Source organism: Streptomyces sp. a15 (assembly GCF_059026085.1).
This window is the reverse complement of record NZ_JBWLKM010000033.1, coordinates 21,945-39,163: the sequence shown is the minus strand read 5'-3', so window position 1 is coordinate 39,163 and position 17,219 is coordinate 21,945. Positions and strand designations below refer to the sequence as shown.

The window sequence follows — 17,219 nt, the reverse complement described above, 5'->3', positions numbered from 1 at the left end:
CCCTCCCCGTCCTCGGCGAGGACACCGATCGCCGCGTACCGGGCTCCGGTCAGGGCCGCAGCGGTCTCGCAGATCCGTTCCGGTGTGGAATGCAGCTCCAGGCCGCTGCCACGGACCGCATCGCCTCGAGCAGCTGCGGCAGCCGCACGGCCAGTTCGGCCGACAGGCCATGGGCGGACGACGAAGGGCTGGAGGGGACTCCGCCTTCCTACAGCACCCCCACCAGCAGATCCGCCTGCTCCTCCCGCTCCACCATCCCCCGCAACGGCCCCTCCACCGCGGCCAGCTCCGCAAGCGAACCTCGCTGCACCACACGACCCGCGTCCAGGACGACCACCTCGTCCACCGCCTCCAGGCCGGCCAGCCGGTGGGTGATGAGCAACGTCGTACGGCCCTCGGTGGCGGCCAGCAGATCGGCGGTGAGCGCGTCCGCAGTCGGCAGGTCGAGATGCTCGGCGGGCTCGTCGAGCACGAGGACGGGAAAGTCGGCCAGCAGTGCCCGGGCCAGCGCGAGCCGCTGCCGCTGCCCGCCGGACAGCCGCGCCCCGTGCTCGCCGACCAGCGTGTCGAGCCCGTCGGGCAGGCCGTCGGCCCAGTCGAGCAGCCGGGCCCGCTTCAGCGCGTCACGCAGGTCGTCCTCGGTGGCGTCCTTCCTTGCGAGCAGCAGGTTCTCGCGCACCGAGCTGTCGAAGAGGTGCGCGTCCTGCGCGCACAGCCCGACGAGCCGCCGCACGTCGTCACCGTCCAGCGCGTAGGCGTCCACGCCGCCCAGCGTGTATGAGCCCGCGTCCGCGTCCAGGAAGCGCAGCAGCACCTGCGCGAGCGTCGACTTGCCGGACCCGGACGGCCCGACCACGGCGATCCGGCGGCCCTCATCCAGGGTCAGATCGAACCCGGCGAGCGCGTCCCGGTCCTGCCCGGCGTGACGGGCGGCGAGGCCCTTGACCGCGACCGGGAACGGCGACGCGGGCGCCTGCCGGGACCGCTCCGGTTCCCGTACGGGCTCGGGCGCGTCCAGCACCTCGTACACGCGCTCCGCACTCCTGTGCACCCGCTGCCGGTACTGCACGGCAAGGGGCATGCCCAGTACGGCCTCGAAGGCGGCCAGCGGGGTGAGGACGACGACGGCCATCGCCACGCCGCCCAGCCTGCCGTCGACGACCGCCTGGGCGCCCACGAGGGAGGTGGCAGCGACGGTCAGGCCGGAGAAGAGCGCGGTGAGTCCGTCGCCGAGCGCGGTGGCGGTGGCGGCGCGCGAGGCGATCCGGGTGAGCGTCCGGTCGGCCCGCCGCGCCTCGGCGGTACGTCCGGGCAGCGCTCCGGCGACGGTCAACTCGGCGGTCCCGGTGAGCAGATCGGTCACCCGCGTGGCCAGTACGCCTCGGGCCGGGGCCAGCCTGCGCTCGGCCCGCCGGGCCACGGCACCGGTGATCAGCGGGACTCCCGCTCCGGCCGCCAGCAGTCCTACGGCGAGCACCGCGCCGGCCTCGGGCAGCAGCCAGGCCGTGAAGCCGACCGACGCGGCGGACACGACCACGGCGGCACCGGCGGGCAGCAGCCAGCGCAGCCAGTAGTCCTGTAGCGCGTCCACATCGGCGACGAGCCGCGACAGCAGGTCACCCCGGCGGGTCTGCCGGAGCCCGGCGGGCGCCAGTCGCTCCAGTCGCCGGTACACGGCGACCCGGGTGTCGGCCAGCATCCGCAGCACGGCGTCGTGCGAGACGAGCCGCTCCGCGTACCGGAAGACGGCCCGCCCGATTCCGAAGGCCCGCGTCGCCGTCACGGCCACCATCAGATAGAGCACCGGCGGCTGCTGCGAAGCACGCGAGATGAGCCACCCGGAGGTGGCCATGAGCCCGACGGCGCTGCCGAGCGCGAGGCTCCCGAGCAGCAGGGCGAGCGCGAGACGCCCGCGCCGGGCCCCGGACATGGCACGGACGCGGGCCAGCACACCGCGGGTGTCCGCCGCCGGCGCCATCGTCTCGAGTGCGTCGGGAGCGAGAGCCGGTTCGACCTCGACCGTGCGGACCTCGGCCGCCCTGGGCCCCGCCTCCGTGCGGGCCGGGGTCACCGGTTCAGCCAGCCGGACCACCCGGTCCGCCACCGACAGCAGCGCCGGCCGGTGCACCACCAGCAGGACCGTGCGGCCGACCGCCAGCCGCCGTACCGCCTCCACGACCTCGGCCTCGGTGGCCCCGTCCAGCGCTGCCGTCGGTTCGTCGAGCAGCAACACGGGGCGGTCGGCGAGGAACGCCCGAGCCAGCGCAAGCCGCTGCCGCTGACCGGCGGACAGCCCGGCCCCGTCCTCACCGAGCTCGGTGTCGGCACCCTGGGGCAGCGCGTCCACGAACTCCAGCGCACCCGCGTCCCCCAACGCCCGCCGTACGGCGGTGTCTTCGGCGTCGGGCCGGGCGAGGCGTACGTTCTCGGCGATCGTGCCGGCGAACAGGTGCGGCCGCTGCGGCACCCACGCGATCCGCGCCCGCCACTGCTCCAGGTCAGCCTCGGCGAGATCGACTCCCCCGGCCAGAACCCGCCCCTCGTCAGGCCGTACGAAGCCCAGCAGTACGTTCAGCAGTGTCGACTTGCCCGCACCGCTCGGCCCGACGAGCGCGACCGTCTCCCCGAGCTCGACGGCGAAGGACACGTCCGCCACGGCGTCCCCGGACCTTCCGGGATAGCGGACTGTGACTCCCTCGAAGGACAGGCCCTCCGCCGGCACGGCAGCGGAGCCGGACTCCGGCACCAGTGTCTCCAGCACCGAGAAGATCTCCTCCGCGGCAGCGAGCCCCTCCGCCGCTGCGTGGTACTGCGCTCCCACCTGGCGCAGCGGCAGATACGCCTCCGGTGCCAGCACGAGGATGACCAGACCGATGTACAGGTCCATGTCGCCGTGCACGAGCCGCATACCGATCGTCACGGCGACGAGTGCCACCGACAGCGTGGCGAGCAGTTCCAGTGCGAAGGAGGAGATGAAGGCGATCCGCAGCGTCCGCATGGTCGCCTGGCGGTACTCGCCGGTGATGCGCCGGATCGAATCGGCCTGCGCCTTGGCCCGCCCGAACACCTTCAGGGTCGGCAATCCGGCGACCACATCGAGAAAATGCCCGGAGAGCCGGGACAGAAGCTGCCACTGACGGTCCATCCGGGACTGTGTGGCCCAGCCGATCAGCACCATGAAGAGGGGGATGAGCGGCAGGGTGCCGACGATGATGGCCGCGGAGACCCAGTCTTCGGTGACGATCCGCGCCAGCACGGCCACCGGCACGACGACTGCGAGCCCCAACTGCGGGAGATAGCGCGAGAAGTAGTCGTCGAGGGCGTCGACTCCCCTCGTGGCGAGGGCGACCAGCGATCCCGTCCGCTGCCCGCTCAGCCACCCGGGACCCAGCGCGACGGCACGCTCCAGCAGCCTCCCACGCAGCTCCGACTTCACCGCAGCGCTCGCTCGGTGCGCGGCCAGTTCGGTGAGCCAGGACACGAGCGCACGGCCCAGGGCGACGGCCGTCAACAGCAGCAGGGGAGTCCTGAGCTCGCCGACCGCCATGCCGTGCTGGTAAGCGCCCACCACCACCTCGGCGATGAGCATCGCCTGCGCGATGACGAGCCCCGCACCGACGACACCCAGACCGACGATCGCCACCAGGAAGAGCCGGGTGGCGCGGGCATAACGGAGGAGACGCGGATCGATCGGTTTCACGTGAAACATGCCCTTCGGTCCAGGAGGTGTGGATCACCGCGTTTCACGTGAAACATCGCGAAACCATGGTGAACCACACCCCGGTCGGACTCAGTGAGCGGCTTCGGCGGCGATGTGCTGCGTACCGATCCGCTTGCGGAACACCCAGTAGGTCCACCCCTGGTAGAGCATGACGATCGGTGCGGCGATCGCCGCACACCAGGTCATGATCTTCAGGGTGTAGGGACTCGACGAGGCGTTGGTGACCGTGAGGCTCCATTCCTCATTGAGCGAGGACGGCATGACGTTCGGGAAGAGCGTCAGGAAGAGCATCGCCACGGCGGCCACGATGGTGACGCCGGACAGTGCGAACGACCAACCCTCGCGCCCGACCTGGTTCGCAACGAGCGCGGCGACGAGCGCGGCCACCGCCACGACGAGCGCGACCAGGCTCTTACCGTCACCGCCCTCGACCTGCGTCCACAACAGGAAGACCAGTGCCAGCACAGCCGTGACGAGACCGACTCCGGTCGCCAGCTTCCGCGCCCGCACCCGGATGTCGCCGACGGTCTTGAGTGCCGTGAACACCGCGCCGTGGAAGGTGAACAGCGTCAGCGTCACTAGACCACCGAGGAGCGCGTACGGGTTGAGCAGGTCCCAGAAGGTCCCGACGTAGTCGAAGTTCCGATCGAGCTTCACACCCCGCACGATGTTGCCGAAGACCACTCCCCACAGGAACGCCGCGATCAGTGAGGTCCAGAAGATCGCGTGCTCCCAGTTGCGCTGCCAGTTCTCCTCGGGCCGCTTCACCCGGTATTCGAAGGCGACACCCCGGACGATCAGAGAGACCAGGATGATCAACAGCGGCAGGTAGAAGCCGGAGAAGAGCGTGGCGTACCACTCGGGGAAGGCCGCGAACGTCGAGCCGGCGGCCGTGAGCAGCCACACCTCGTTGCCGTCCCAGACGGGGCCGATGGTGTTGATCAGCACCCGCCGCTCGGGCCGGTTGCGGGCGAGCACCTTGGTGAGGATGCCGACCCCGAAGTCGAAGCCTTCCAGGAAGAAGTACCCGGTCCACAGGAAGGCGATGAGGACGAACCAGACGTCGTGAAGTTCCATGACTGTGCAGCTCCCTCGGCCTAGTACGAGAAGGCCATCGGCTTGTCGGCGTCACGGGAGTCGCCGCCGATCTTCGTGGGCGGGTTGAGGTCGGCCTCGGTGAGCTCCGGCGGGCCGGCCTTGACGTACTTCGCGAGCAGCTTGACCTCGACGACGGCCAGGATGGCGTACAGGCTGGTGAAGACGATCATGGAGGTGATGACCTCCCCCTGGGAGACCGTGGGGGAGACCGCGTCCCGGGTCTGCAGGACGCCGTAGACCACCCACGGCTGACGGCCCATCTCGGTGAAGATCCAACCCCAGGAACTGGCGATCAGCGGGAAGGCCAGGGTCCAGATCGCGATGCGCCAGTACCACCGGGTGAGCGTCGGGCCGAGCGCCTTGTTCTTGAAGAGGACCACATGCGGCACCTCGTCCTCGCCGACCCTCAGGTGCTGGGGCAGCAGGAACTTCTTGCGGGTCAGCCAGAGTCCGGCCAGTCCGATGGCGAACGACGTCATGCCGAAGCCGATCATCCAGCGGAAGCCCCAGTAGGCGACCGGGATGTTGGGCCGGTAGTCGCCCGGACCGAACTTCTCCTGCTCGGCCTTGTTGACGTCGTTGATGCCCGGGACGTGCGAGGTGAAGTCGTCATTGGCCAGGAAGGACAGCAGTCCCGGAATCTCAATGGCGACCTTGTTGTGGCCGGCGTCGACATCCCCGTAGGCGAAGACGGAGAACGGCGCGGGCGCCTCGCCGTCCCACAGTGCTTCGGCGGCGGCCATCTTCATCGGCTGCTGCTCGAACATGATCTTGCCGAGAGTGTCGCCGCTGACCGCGGTGAGCAGGCCACCGACGACAACGGTGACCAGACCGAGCCGCAGTGAGGTCTTCATCTCACGGATGTGCTTCTTGCGGAGCAGGTGGAAAGCGGAGATGCCGACCATGAAGGCGCCGCCGGTGAGGAAGGCCGCGGTGAGCGTGTGGAAGGCCTGAGCGAGCGCGGTGTTCTGGGTCAGTACCAGCCAGAAGTCGGTGAGCTCGGCCCGCCCCTTCGACTCGTTGATCTTGTAGCCGACCGGGTGCTGCATCCACGAGTTGGCCGCGAGGATGAAGTACGCCGACAGGATCGTGCCGATCGAGACCATCCACATGCAGGCCAGATGGATCTTCTTGGGCAGCTTGTCCCAGCCGAAGATCCACAGACCGATGAAGGTCGACTCGAAGAAGAAGGCGATCAGCGCCTCGAAAGCGAGTGGGGCGCCGAAGATGTCACCGACGAAGCGCGAGTAGTCGGACCAGTTCATGCCGAACTGGAACTCCTGAACGATGCCGGTGACGACACCCATCGCGATGTTGATCAGGAAGAGCTTGCCCCAGAACTTGGTGGCCTTGAGGTACTTCTCCTTCTCCGTGCGCACCCACGCGGTCTGCAGTCCGGCCGTGAGGGCCGCCAGCGAGATCGTCAGGGGAACGAACAGGAAGTGGTAGACGGTGGTGATGCCGAACTGCCAGCGCGCCAATGTCTCCGGCGCCAGAGCCAAGTCCACGTCGTCAGTCTCCTTACATCGCCGTGGTGCAGCGGCGGTCTGCCCCTTTTGTCACACACATCGCTGGAGCAACCGGGACACGCTTGTGAACGCGTTCACATTCACAAGCAATTATGCAGCATGCCCGTTCGAGACCGGAAAGGCGGGGGTCCCTAAGCCGGACCGCGGGGCCCCACCAGGGACGGACCAGTAGGCCCTGGCACGCGAAGGGCGTCTCGGTTCCACGTGAAACCGAGACGCCCAGCACCCGCCGCCCTGGGACAGGGCGGCCCTACAGCTCCTTGCGGAACCCTTCCGCCACCTTCAGGAAGATGTCGTTCGCCTCGTTCTCCCCGACCGTGACCCGCACACCCTCGCCCGGGAACGGCCGGATCACCACGCCCGCCTGCTCGCACGCCGCCGCGAACGCGACCGTGCTCTCCCCCAGCCGCAGCCACACGAAGTTGGCCTGGGTCTCGGGCACCGTCCAGCCCTGGGCGCGCAGCGCGTCGACCACCCGCGTGCGCTCGCACACCAGCGAGCCGACCCGGCCGAGCAGTGCGTCCTCGGCCTGCAGCGAGGCGATCGCCGCGTCCTGTGCGATCTGGCTCACGCCGAAGGGCACGGCCGTCTTGCGCAGCGCCGCCGCCACGGGCTCGTGGGCGATCGCGAAGCCGACGCGAAGACCGGCCAGGCCGTACGCCTTGGAGAATGTGCGCAGCACGCAGACGTTCGGCCGCTTGCGGTACAGCTCCACGCCGTCCGGCACCTCGGCGTCGCGGATGAACTCGCGATAGGCCTCGTCGAGCACGACCAGGACGTCACCCGGCACCCGGTCGAGGAAACGCTCCAGCTCGGCCCGCCGTACCACCGTGCCCGTCGGGTTGTTGGGGTTGCAGACGAAGATCAGCCGGGTCCGGTCGGTGATCGCATCCGCCATGGCGTCCAGGTCGTGCACATCACCCGGCGTCAACGGCACCTGTACCGAGGTGGCACCGCTGACCTGCGTGATGATCGGGTACGCCTCGAAGGACCGCCAGGCGTAGATCACCTCGTCGCCGGGGCCGGAGGTCGCCTGGACCAGCTGCTGGGCCACGCCGACCGAGCCGGTGCCGGTGGCCAGGTGAGACAGGGGGACGGCGAAGCGCTCGGACAGCTCGTTCATCAGGCCCGTGCACGCCATGTCCGGGTAGCGGTTGAACGACGAGGCCGCGGCCGTCACGGTCTCCATCACGCCGGGCAGCGGCGGATAGGGGTTCTCGTTGGAGGACAGCTTGTAGGCGACCGGGCCTCCGGCCGCGGCGGGCCTGCCCGGCTTGTAGGTGGGGATTCCCTCCAGCTCGGCGCGCAGCTTGGGGCTCGTCTCGCTCACCGCAGTCCTCCTCGCGACCACCGGCGGCCCATCACCACCGCCGGCTTCCAATACTCCTCACCCTATGAGGATTCGGCGCGGCTGCGTACAGGTCGGATCCGACCTCGTCCGTCACACCTGCATCAGGGGCATCACTGCCCGAAGGTGCACGAATCCGGGGGCGCTGTCACATATATCTATGCGCCGGTGGCTCACGCCGTGGCGCGCATCCCTCATAGAGGTGAGTTGAGACCTCTTCGAAACATGGGCCACTTGGCAGGCTTGCACGGGTCGACAAGTCACGTCCTGCCAATGAAGGCGTCAACCATCTTGCTTTCCAAGGGAGTTGACACCTGATGACCTTGCAGAAACGTGCCTGTCAACGCGTGCATATGCGTCCGCCCTACCCCACCGCATGAGCCCTACTATCGGCTCGCCATGACAGCAGCAGGGAAGCACCAGGTGAGCCGCGCGGAAACCTCACGTCGGGGAAGCCGGCCGGGCCGGGCAGGCATCAGAGACGTCGCCGCCGCCGCCGGAGTATCCATCACGACCGTCTCCGACGCCCTCAACGGGAAGGGCAGGCTCCCGGACGCCACCCGACGGCATGTCCGCGAGGTCGCCGACCGGTTGGGCTACCGCCCGTCGGCCGCCGCCCGCACACTCCGTACCGGCAAGTCGGGACTGATCGGTCTGACCGTGACGACGTACGGGGATGAACCTTTCACCTTCACCGAGTTCGCGTACTTCGCCGAGATGGCACGCGCCGCCACCTCGGCCGCGCTGGCCCGCGGCTACGCCCTCGTCATCCTCCCCGCGACCTCCCGCCACGACGTGTGGTCGAACGTCGCCCTGGACGGCACGGTCGTCATCGACCCGTCCGACCAGGATCCGGTCGTCAGCGAACTGGTCCGGCAGGGTTTACCGGTCGTCTCCGACGGCCGCCCGGCCGGCACACTTCCGGTCACCGCCTGGGTCGACAACGACCACGAGGCCGCCGTACTCGGCATCCTCGACCATCTGGCCGACGCCGGCGCCCGCCGCATCGGCCTGCTAACGGGCACCACGACGGACACGTACACCCACCTGTCGACCACCGCGTACCTGCGCTGGTGCGAGCGCGTCGGCCAGGATCCGGTGTACGAGGCCTACCCGGCGCACGATCCGTGCGCGGGCGCCGTCGCCGCCGACCGGCTGCTCGCCCGCCCCGACCGGCCCGACGCCGTCTACGGACTGTTCGACCCGAACGGCACCGACCTGCTCGCCGCCGCCCGCCGCTACGGGCTGCGCGTACCGGACGACCTGCTTCTGGTCTGCTGCAGCGAGTCCACCGTGTATGCCAGCACCGAGCCACCCATCACCACGCTCTCCCTGAAGCCGCGCCGCATCGGCACCGCGGTGGTCCAGCTCCTCATCGACGCCATCGAGGGGGTCAACTCGGACCAACCGGTCGAGCAGGTGATACCGACCGAACTGATCGTGCGTACCTCGTCCCAGCGACGTCCTCAGCGGACGACCGTCAGTCCGCCGCGGTCGCCCGAGGAGAAGTAGCGCGGGGCGGGCCAGAGCGGGAAAGCGCGTTCCCCGGGGCGGGGCAAGGCCGATGGCCAGGAGGTCGAAGCCCTGCCCAATCGGGGCGAAAGCCGCGGTGAACTGGAGTCTTGCTCCGATTCACCACCCCTGGGTCATCACATGGCGCGATCCGCATTCCTATGATGGGCCCACGACACCGCGGGCCGCTGCGACCAGGCAGTCCGAATCGGTGCAGATGCGGCGTGATGGTGGAGGGGTCTGATGACTCAGGGGGCCGGTCAGGGACCCGAGGTGGAGCGGACGGCGACGTTGCGCGACTTCCGGGTGCCCGCATACGTCCACGAGACCGGTCCCTACCCCCCTGACGCGCCCGCCGACGAGGCCGTCCGCACAGTGGAGGAGCCGGTCGACCACCCCGACGGGTACACGCCGACCGAGCGCGACCTGCCGGTCATCAACCGGGGCGACACGCTCCAGGTGCACATCAACCCCGCGGCCGCGCCGGATCCTCAGCCGACGACCGGCCCCGGGCCGCTGTACGTCGTCGGAGACGTGCACGGCTATCTCGACGAGCTGGTGGCAGCCCTCCAGGAGAAGGGCCTGGTCGACTCCGTGGGGAACTGGTGCGCGGGCACCGCCCGGCTCTGGTTCCTCGGCGACTTCACCGACCGCGGGCCCGACGGCATCGGCGTCATCGACCTCGTGATGCGGCTGTCCGCCGAGGCCGCCGCGGCCGGCGGCTACTGCAAGGCCCTCATGGGCAACCACGAGCTGCTGCTGCTCGGCGCCAAGCGCTTCGGCGACACTCCCGTCAACTCCGGCGCGGGCACCGCCACCTTCCAAGCCGCCTGGCTGCTCAACGGCGGCCAGAAGAGCGACATGGACCGCCTCCAGGATCACCACCTTCAGTGGATGGCACGACTCGACGCCATCGAGGCGGTCGACGACCATCTGCTCGTCCACTCCGACACCACCGCGTATCTCGACTACGGCCGCTCCATCGAAGAGGTCAACGACACCGTCCGCGAGACGATCACGCGCAACGACGCGGACGAGGTGTGGGATCTGTTCCGCAAGTTCACCAAGCGCTTCTCCTTCCGCGACGAGGGCGGCGCCGACGCCGTACGCTCCCTGCTCGATACGTACGGTGGCACCCGCATCGTTCACGGTCACAGCCCCATTCCGTACCTCCTCGGCGAGGTCGGCTCCGAAGAGGGCGAGGACCCGGCGACGCCCCTGGTCGAGGGACCGCACGTCTACGCCGACGGACTCGCCATCGCGATGGACGGCGGAGTGACCATGGCCGGAAAGCTGCTGGTCCAGCAACTTCCCCTGGATATCTGAACGTTCACAGGGCAGGCGTCTCCCATGACGGACTGATCGACGACGGTGCTGGCCAGAGGGCATTTTCGGTAAACCCCCTGTCACGGCGTGCCGTCATCGCTCTACCATCGGCTTATCCGTAGCAGGCTCCCCTCCGTTTCTGCCCGACGGCTCGTCAGCGTGCGAGCCCCAAGCCCTACGGAGCATCGGGGGATGCACATGAACAGCGTTCCGCAGCACCTGTTGAGCGAGGACCGCCAGGAATACGAGCGGATCCTCGACGAGGCGCTGCGCTCCGCCCCACACCGTCCTGAACTGGCCGCTGTTGGTCAGCGGCTCAACCCGGAACAGCTGCGCACCATGGCGCTCAACGCCACCGCAATCATCACGGCGGCCGCGACGACCGAGTACCAGCACTATGTGAAGGTCCGCGAGGAACTGCGCCAACCGGCGCCGTCCACCCCGTCGTCCAAGCGCGAATCCGGCTCCGCGGAGCCGGGCACGAGCACGATGGGGCTCGCCACCACCATGGGTGAGGTCGCCGAGGCCGGCGCGGGCGCCGTCGCCGTCGTCGCGGTCCTGGCACCCGTCCTCGCCGGAACGGCCGCGGCGATCTTTCTGCTCGTGGGCTACATCCTGAAGATGCTCGACCCCGAGCCTGCGTTCGCCCAGACCATGCTCACCACCGGCTGGGTGTTCGGCGCGATGACCGCGGCCGCGATCCTCGTCGCCGCCGTCGGACTGTTGCTCACCGCGCTGCGCAACCGGCCCTCGCTCGAAGCCGGGTCGTACGGCGTGATGAGCGAGGAGGTGGCGCGGGCCAAGGAAGACTGGCGCGAGGCCCTTTTGGAGCGGGGCATCCTGCCGTTCCTCCGGGAGGCTCTCGCCGACCCCGGCAGCGCCGCACTGCACCGTGCGACACCACCGGCGCGGACCAGCCGAATGCCACACCTCGGCTACGACCGCCCGGGCTTCAGCAGCCCGGACGACGGCGCCCCGGGCTCGCGCCCCAGCTTCACGAGCCCGGACTACACCAGCCCGGACTTCGGGGGGCCGGAACACCAGCCGGAGTAGCCGGAGCAGCCCCTCGGCTTGCGCCCCCACCCAGGGGAGCGCAAGCCGAAGACCCTGCTGCGGCGATCCGGTCGTCGCCGAACAGCGGTGGGTACGGTGCTGTCAGTCCGCGAGGGGCAGGTACACGCGGTTGCCCGCCGCGGCGAACTCCTTGGACTTCTGCGCCATGCCTTCCTCGATCTCGTCCTGACTCCCGCCGTGCCGGCGGCGGATGTCCTGGGAGATCTTCATCGAGCAGAACTTCGGCCCGCACATCGAGCAGAAGTGTGCCGTCTTGGCAGGCTCGGCCGGCAGTGTCTCGTCGTGGAACTCACGTGCCGTGTCCGGGTCGAGGGCGAGGTTGAACTGGTCCTCCCACCGGAACTCGAAGCGGGCGTCCGACAGCGCGTCGTCCCACTCCTGCGCCCCTGGGTGCCCCTTGGCGAGGTCGGCTGCGTGGGCGGCGATCTTGTAGGTGATGACGCCGGTCTTGACGTCGTCACGATTGGGCAGGCCCAAGTGCTCCTTGGGCGTGACATAGCAGAGCATGGCCGTGCCCCACCAGGCGATCATCGCGGCACCGATGCCGGAGGTGATGTGGTCATACGCCGGCGCAACGTCCGTCGTCAGCGGGCCGAGCGTATAGAACGGAGCTTCATCACAGATCTCCTGCTGAAGGTCGATGTTCTCCTTGATCTTGTGCATCGGGACATGTCCCGGGCCCTCGATCATGGTCTGAACATTGAAACGCTTCGCGATCCGGTTGAGTTCCCCGAGCGTGCGCAACTCCGCGAACTGTGCCTCGTCGTTGGCGTCCGCGATCGAGCCCGGCCTGAGTCCGTCGCCGAGCGAGTACGTGACGTCGTAGGCTGCGAGGATCTCGCAGAGCTCCTCGAAATTCTCGTACAGGAAGCTCTCCTTGTGGTGCGCGAGGCACCACGCGGCCATGATCGAACCGCCGCGGGAGACGATGCCGGTCTTGCGGTTCGCGGTCAGCGGTACGTACGGCAGGCGCACGCCGGCATGAACCGTCATGTAGTCCACTCCCTGCTCGGCCTGTTCGACGACCGTGTCCTTGTAGATCTCCCAGGTCAGCTCCTCGGCCCTGCCGTCGACCTTTTCCAGAGCCTGGTAGAGCGGGACCGTGCCGATGGGGACGGGGGAGTTGCGCAGCACCCACTCGCGGGTGGTGTGGATGTTGCGGCCGGTGGACAGGTCCATGACCGTGTCGGCGCCCCAGCGGGTCGCCCAGGTCATCTTCTCGACCTCCTCCTCGATGGAGGACGTCACCGCGGAGTTGCCGATGTTGGCGTTGACCTTCACCAGGAACCGCTTGCCGATGATCATCGGCTCGATCTCCGGGTGGTTGACGTTGGCCGGCAGCACGGCTCGGCCCGCCGCGATCTCCTCCCGTACGACCTCGGGCGAAACGTTTTCCCGGACGGCCACGAACTCCATCTCGGGAGTGATGTCCCCCCGGCGGGCGTACGCGAGTTGTGTGACCGCGCCCCCGTCGCGGCTGCGGCGCGGCAGGCGCGGCCGTCCCGGGAAGACGGCGTCGAGGTTGCGCAGGCCGCCTCGCGGTGAGGTGTGCTTGATCCCGTCGTCCTCGGGACGGGCGGGACGGCCCGCGTACTCCTCGGTGTCACCGCGGGCGATGATCCAGTTCTCCCGCAGCGGCGCCAGGCCCCTGCGGACGTCGGTCTCGGTGAGCGGATCGGTGTACGGGCCCGACGTGTCGTACAGCGTGACCGACTGCCCGTTGGTGAGGTGCACCTGACGGACCGGCACCCGCAGGTCGGGGCGTGAGCCCTCGACGTACGCCTTGTGCCAGCCGATGGACTTCCCGCTCTCCTCGCTGAGCTCGTTCTGTGTGGAGGCAGGCGTGCGTGCGTCCCTGTTGGTCATGAGACCTACTCCCTACGCCGGCATTACCCGGTAACAGGTTCGGCGGTCGACGCAGCGGCTTCCGTCTGTCGATGTTTCGTGTGAAACATCACTCGCTTGTGGCGATGTTTCATGTGAAACATGACTGGGACGGAGGTCAGCGCCCTCTCAGCCCGGTGCTCCGAGCTCCCGCGTGTACAAAGGTGCCTCCACGCTAGCGTCAATTCGGGCGCGGTGAACAGAGGGCCCCTGTCGTTCTTGCGATGATCGGTCGGTGACCACGACACAGCAGTTCCCGTTTCCGCCCTCCGAGCCGCCCCGCAGGCCGGGTGGCGGGAACGGCAACGGAGACGACGGCGGACGTGGAGACGGCCGTGGCGAGAGCCCTGGTGGCGGCGGAGCCGGCCACGGAGACAGCCATGATTTCTTCGGCGCCAGGGGCAACATGCGTGGCCATGGCGCCGGGGCCGCTGACGGGCGCGGCGGCGGTCATGGACCTGGTTACGGCGAGGGACCCGGTCAGGACTCCGGTGGCGGTCACGGGTCAGGTGGCGGTCACGGATCCGGCGGTGGTCAGGGATCCGGTGATGGTCACAGCTCCGGCAGTGGTCCCGGTCACGGCGACAACGGTCCCGGTGGCGGGCAAGGGCATGACGGTCCCGGTTCTGACGGCGGGCACGGGCACTCGCACAGCCACAGTCATGGGCCGGCCGCGCCCGTCTCCAAGCATCTGCGCAAGGTCATCGCGGCGATCCTGATCCCGTTCGCCGCGGCCGTCCTGGTCGGGCTCGCGGTGCTGTGGCCCGGTGGTGCCCCGGGGCACGAGCGCACGGGCGTCGGCTTCGACCGGCAGACCCAGCAGGCCACAGTCACCGAGGTCGAGAGCGTGAGCTGCTCCTCGGTGAACGCCTCGGGGGAGACCCCGACCGGCGACACCTCCACCGCCGAGGGGTCGTCCGCGCAACAGCAGGCGAACGGCACCTGCAAGAGGGCGACGATCCGGGTCGACACCGGCAAGGACAAGGGGCGTACCTTCACGGAGATCGTCCAGCCGGACCAGTCACGGCAGTTGCACGAGGGCGAGAAGGTCGTGGTCGCCTACGAGCCCTCTGCGCCGAGGGACCTGCAGTACTCGGTCACCGACATCAACCGTCGCCTCCCGATGGCGCTGCTTGCCGGCATCTTCGCGCTCGCCGTCGTGGCCGTGGGCCGACTGCGGGGCGTCATGGCCCTGATCGCGCTGGCCATCAGTTTCATGGTGCTGAACTTCTTTGTCCTGCCGGCGATCCTGCAGGGCTCGAATCCGCTGGTCGTGGCCGTGGTCGGGTCGAGCGCCATCATGCTGATCGCCCTGTATCTGTGCCATGGCCTGTCGGCCCGTACGTCCGTCGCGGTGCTCGGCACACTGATCTCGCTGCTGCTGATCGGCGTACTCGGCTCGTTGTTCATCGGCTGGGCCGCACTCACCGGCAACACGGACGACAACACCGGTCTGATCCACGGTCTGTACCCGTCGATCGACATGAGCGGTCTGCTGCTCGCCGGCGTCATCATCGGTTCGCTCGGTGTCCTCGACGACGTGACGGTCACCCAGACGTCGGCGGTCTGGGAACTGCACGAGGCCAATCCGACGATGGGCTGGCGCGGGCTGTACCGCGCCGGCATCCGGATCGGGCGTGACCACATCGCGTCGGTCGTCAACACGCTCGTCCTCGCCTACGCGGGCGCCGCGCTGCCGCTGCTCCTGCTGTTCTCGATCGCGCAGAGCAGTGTGGGAACGGTCGCCAACAGCGAACTGGTCGCGGAGGAGATCGTGCGCACGCTGGTGGGCTCGATCGGCCTGGTCGCCTCCGTACCCGTCACCACGGCTCTCGCGGCCCTGGTGGTCTCGGCCGACCGGACGGGGTTGGGGGGCGCGCTGACGACGGGGGCTCCCGGGTCGTCCGGGGCCCCTACAGCCCCCGGGGCAACGGAAGCGGCAACGACCGGTGCCCGACCGGCTCCGGCACGCGGCGGGAAGGGACGGCGGCGTAGGCGCTGAGACGGGAGAGCCGTCCAGCATGGCCGACGTGGCCGGCCCGGCCACACCTGCCGCCCCTGCCATCAACCCGTCCCGCCAATGACACACCACGCCCGCACGCAGAAGCGTTACTGCACACCCCCACCCCCGAGAGTGAAGCGATCCGCCACTTCCCCGCCGAAACGCTTCAGCCCGCGCTCTGCTCCTCCGCCAGGATGCGGTCCAGAGCCTCGTCGAGGTGGGCATCGAAGTCGGCGTGCGCGCCTTCCTGGCCCAGCGGCACCAGCTTGTCGGTGCGGTCGAGGAAGGCGATGAGGGGCGCCGTGGACGAGCGGAACAGCGCCTGGTCGCTGCCGACCTGAAGCCGGATCAGTACGTCACCCAGTGAGTCGGGCTCGGCGGGCGAGACGCGCACGTCCCCGTCCCCGCACGGCCGCCCCACCCCGTCGATCAGCAGCTCGCGACCGAAGGCCCAGGTCACCGGGGCATCGCCCGGCAGATGGAAGGTCAGCCGGATGGCGTAGGGATCGCAGGTCTCGTAGCGCAGCTCCACCGGAATTCGGAAGGAGAGCTCCTCGGAGACGAGAAAGCTCATCATGACCTCTGCCTGCACGAACTCGCGCATCGCCTACCCCGTCACTTGACGTCGACTGGCTGGGAACATCCCTCTGACACTGAGGGAATCTTGCTGAACGTGCACGACAGATCACAAGGAGTGAGTTTTCAGATACTGATAGAGATCGCGAGTGACCCCATGAGCCGAGCCAACGCGCCTTGCAATTGCTGCGTTGCCGCCGGGAGCCGGTCGGCCTGATGGGAGGGCAGAGAAATGGCCATCGTCGCCGCGACGTTACCCACTGTGATCGGGATCGCCGCGCACACCGTGCCCAGTGCGTACTCCTGTCGTTCCGTCACCGGATCCGCCCGCCTCATCCGTTCGAGCCGTCGCAGCATGGAGTGGTTGTCACGCACGGTGTAGGGCGTGATGGACTGCACCGGGTAGCGGTCGAGATGGTCGCGGCGGGCGTCGTCGTCCAACTGGGCCAGCAGACACTGCCCGATGGCGTGCGCGTGCCCGGTCTCGCGGAAGTCCGCCCACTCCTCGACCGCCGGGTTGCCCGGGGTGTCGGAGACGCACACGACCTCGATCTCGCCGTCGCGGTACATCGCGTAGTACACCGGTACGCCGACCGCGTCGCGACATTGTGCGAGCGTCTCCGCGACCGTGCTGCGACGTTTCTGCTGGGCTCCGCTGCTGCCCAGCCGCTCGGCCGCCTCGCCGAGGAAGAACAGCCCTTTGTCGCGGCGCAGATAGCCCTCGTGCACGAGGGTGCGCAGCAGGTGGTAGGCCGTGGGGAGCGCCAGGCCCGTCTCGCGGGCCAGTTGCTTGGCGGGGGCTCCGTGTTCGTGTTCGGCGACGCACTCCAGCAGGCGCATGGCGCGCTGCACGGATCCGATGAGGGTCGAGGAGTGCGGCGGCGTGGGTGACGCGGTCGCCTGCCGCTGCGTCGGAGGGGTTGTCGGGCGTGGGCGCGCCGGCGGTGCGGCGGGCTGCTCAGGGGGCCGCATACGGGCTCCTGGGGGCAGGAGGTCGGCCCTGCCGGACGCGGCGGGTGCGTGGAGCTGAGCGGGTGCGGTGGGTACGGGAGATGGAACGGGTGCGGTGGGTCCGTGGGACTGGGCGAGTGCGGTGTCAACCGTGGCCAAGGGTCACTCCCGGAGCGCGAGGGGGCAGCCCGTGCGGGG

General features: G+C 69.1%; 11 protein-coding genes. 4 read left to right on the top strand and 7 right to left on the bottom strand.

Features of this window, described 5'->3' with window-relative positions:
- Positions 1-208: 208 nt before the first annotated feature.
- The 4 genes from cydD to hisC form a co-directional block, all read right to left on the bottom strand.
- A complete protein-coding gene (gene cydD / locus AC5P09_RS28775) occupies positions 209-3,709 on the bottom strand; it encodes a thiol reductant ABC exporter subunit CydD (protein ID WP_493876664.1) in 3,501 nt (1,166 codons plus the stop codon).
- 81 nt (positions 3,710-3,790) lie between these two features.
- Positions 3,791-4,798, bottom strand: coding sequence for a cytochrome d ubiquinol oxidase subunit II (cydB, locus tag AC5P09_RS28770; RefSeq protein WP_493876663.1), 1,008 nt, complete (start codon positions 4,796-4,798; stop codon positions 3,791-3,793).
- Between the two features lie 20 nt (positions 4,799-4,818).
- The gene (locus AC5P09_RS28765; protein ID WP_493876662.1) at positions 4,819-6,327 is read right to left on the bottom strand and encodes a cytochrome ubiquinol oxidase subunit I; all 1,509 of its coding nucleotides are present in this window, start codon (positions 6,325-6,327) and stop codon (positions 4,819-4,821) included.
- Positions 6,328-6,598: 271 nt separating this feature from the next.
- Positions 6,599-7,678 (bottom strand): histidinol-phosphate transaminase, encoded by a 1,080-nt coding sequence (gene hisC, locus AC5P09_RS28760; protein WP_266436749.1) that lies wholly within the window; start codon positions 7,676-7,678, stop codon positions 6,599-6,601.
- 417 nt (positions 7,679-8,095) lie between these two features.
- Here hisC and AC5P09_RS28755 point away from each other — a divergent pair, with 417 nt between their 5' ends.
- The 3 genes from AC5P09_RS28755 (at position 8,096) to AC5P09_RS28745 (ending at position 11,587) form a co-directional block, all read left to right on the top strand.
- Positions 8,096-9,208, top strand: a complete 1,113-nt coding sequence (locus AC5P09_RS28755) for a LacI family DNA-binding transcriptional regulator (protein ID WP_266436748.1) — start codon at positions 8,096-8,098, stop codon at positions 9,206-9,208.
- Positions 9,209-9,451: 243 nt separating this feature from the next.
- A complete protein-coding gene (locus AC5P09_RS28750; RefSeq protein ID WP_493876661.1) occupies positions 9,452-10,534 on the top strand; it encodes a metallophosphoesterase in 1,083 nt (360 codons plus the stop codon).
- Between the two features lie 192 nt (positions 10,535-10,726).
- Positions 10,727-11,587 (top strand): hypothetical protein, encoded by an 861-nt coding sequence (locus AC5P09_RS28745; RefSeq protein WP_493876660.1) that lies wholly within the window; start codon positions 10,727-10,729, stop codon positions 11,585-11,587.
- 102 nt (positions 11,588-11,689) lie between these two features.
- Here AC5P09_RS28745 and thiC read toward each other — a convergent pair whose 3' ends face one another.
- The gene (thiC, locus tag AC5P09_RS28740) at positions 11,690-13,474 is read right to left on the bottom strand and encodes a phosphomethylpyrimidine synthase ThiC (RefSeq protein ID WP_493876659.1); all 1,785 of its coding nucleotides are present in this window, start codon (positions 13,472-13,474) and stop codon (positions 11,690-11,692) included.
- A gap of 424 nt (positions 13,475-13,898) precedes the next feature.
- Here thiC and AC5P09_RS28735 point away from each other — a divergent pair, with 424 nt between their 5' ends.
- The gene (locus AC5P09_RS28735) at positions 13,899-15,494 is read left to right on the top strand and encodes a YibE/F family protein (RefSeq protein WP_493876658.1); all 1,596 of its coding nucleotides are present in this window, start codon (positions 13,899-13,901) and stop codon (positions 15,492-15,494) included.
- Positions 15,495-15,660: 166 nt separating this feature from the next.
- Here AC5P09_RS28735 and AC5P09_RS28730 read toward each other — a convergent pair whose 3' ends face one another.
- Together AC5P09_RS28730 and AC5P09_RS28725 are read right to left on the bottom strand one after the other, a co-directional pair.
- Entirely contained in the window at positions 15,661-16,098 is a 438-nt protein-coding gene (locus tag AC5P09_RS28730; protein ID WP_266436739.1) for an SsgA family sporulation/cell division regulator, read from the bottom strand.
- Between the two features lie 98 nt (positions 16,099-16,196).
- Positions 16,197-17,042, bottom strand: coding sequence for an IclR family transcriptional regulator (locus AC5P09_RS28725; protein WP_493876657.1), 846 nt, complete (start codon positions 17,040-17,042; stop codon positions 16,197-16,199).
- Positions 17,043-17,219 lie beyond the last annotated feature (177 nt).

Coding starts and splice junctions, on each gene's coding strand:
- AC5P09_RS28745 (WP_493876660.1), top strand. CDS start 10,727: ATGCACATGAACAGCGTTCCGCAGCACCTGTTGAGCGAGGACCGCCAG.
- thiC (WP_493876659.1), bottom strand. CDS start 13,474: ATGACCAACAGGGACGCACGCACGCCTGCCTCCACACAGAACGAGCTC.
- cydB (WP_493876663.1), bottom strand. CDS start 4,798: ATGGAACTTCACGACGTCTGGTTCGTCCTCATCGCCTTCCTGTGGACC.
- cydD (WP_493876664.1), bottom strand. CDS start 3,709: ATGTTTCACGTGAAACCGATCGATCCGCGTCTCCTCCGTTATGCCCGC.
- AC5P09_RS28750 (WP_493876661.1), top strand. CDS start 9,452: ATGACTCAGGGGGCCGGTCAGGGACCCGAGGTGGAGCGGACGGCGACG.
- AC5P09_RS28730 (WP_266436739.1), bottom strand. CDS start 16,098: ATGCGCGAGTTCGTGCAGGCAGAGGTCATGATGAGCTTTCTCGTCTCC.
- AC5P09_RS28725 (WP_493876657.1), bottom strand. CDS start 17,042: ATGCGGCCCCCTGAGCAGCCCGCCGCACCGCCGGCGCGCCCACGCCCG.
- AC5P09_RS28755 (WP_266436748.1), top strand. CDS start 8,096: ATGACAGCAGCAGGGAAGCACCAGGTGAGCCGCGCGGAAACCTCACGT.
- AC5P09_RS28735 (WP_493876658.1), top strand. CDS start 13,899: ATGCGTGGCCATGGCGCCGGGGCCGCTGACGGGCGCGGCGGCGGTCAT.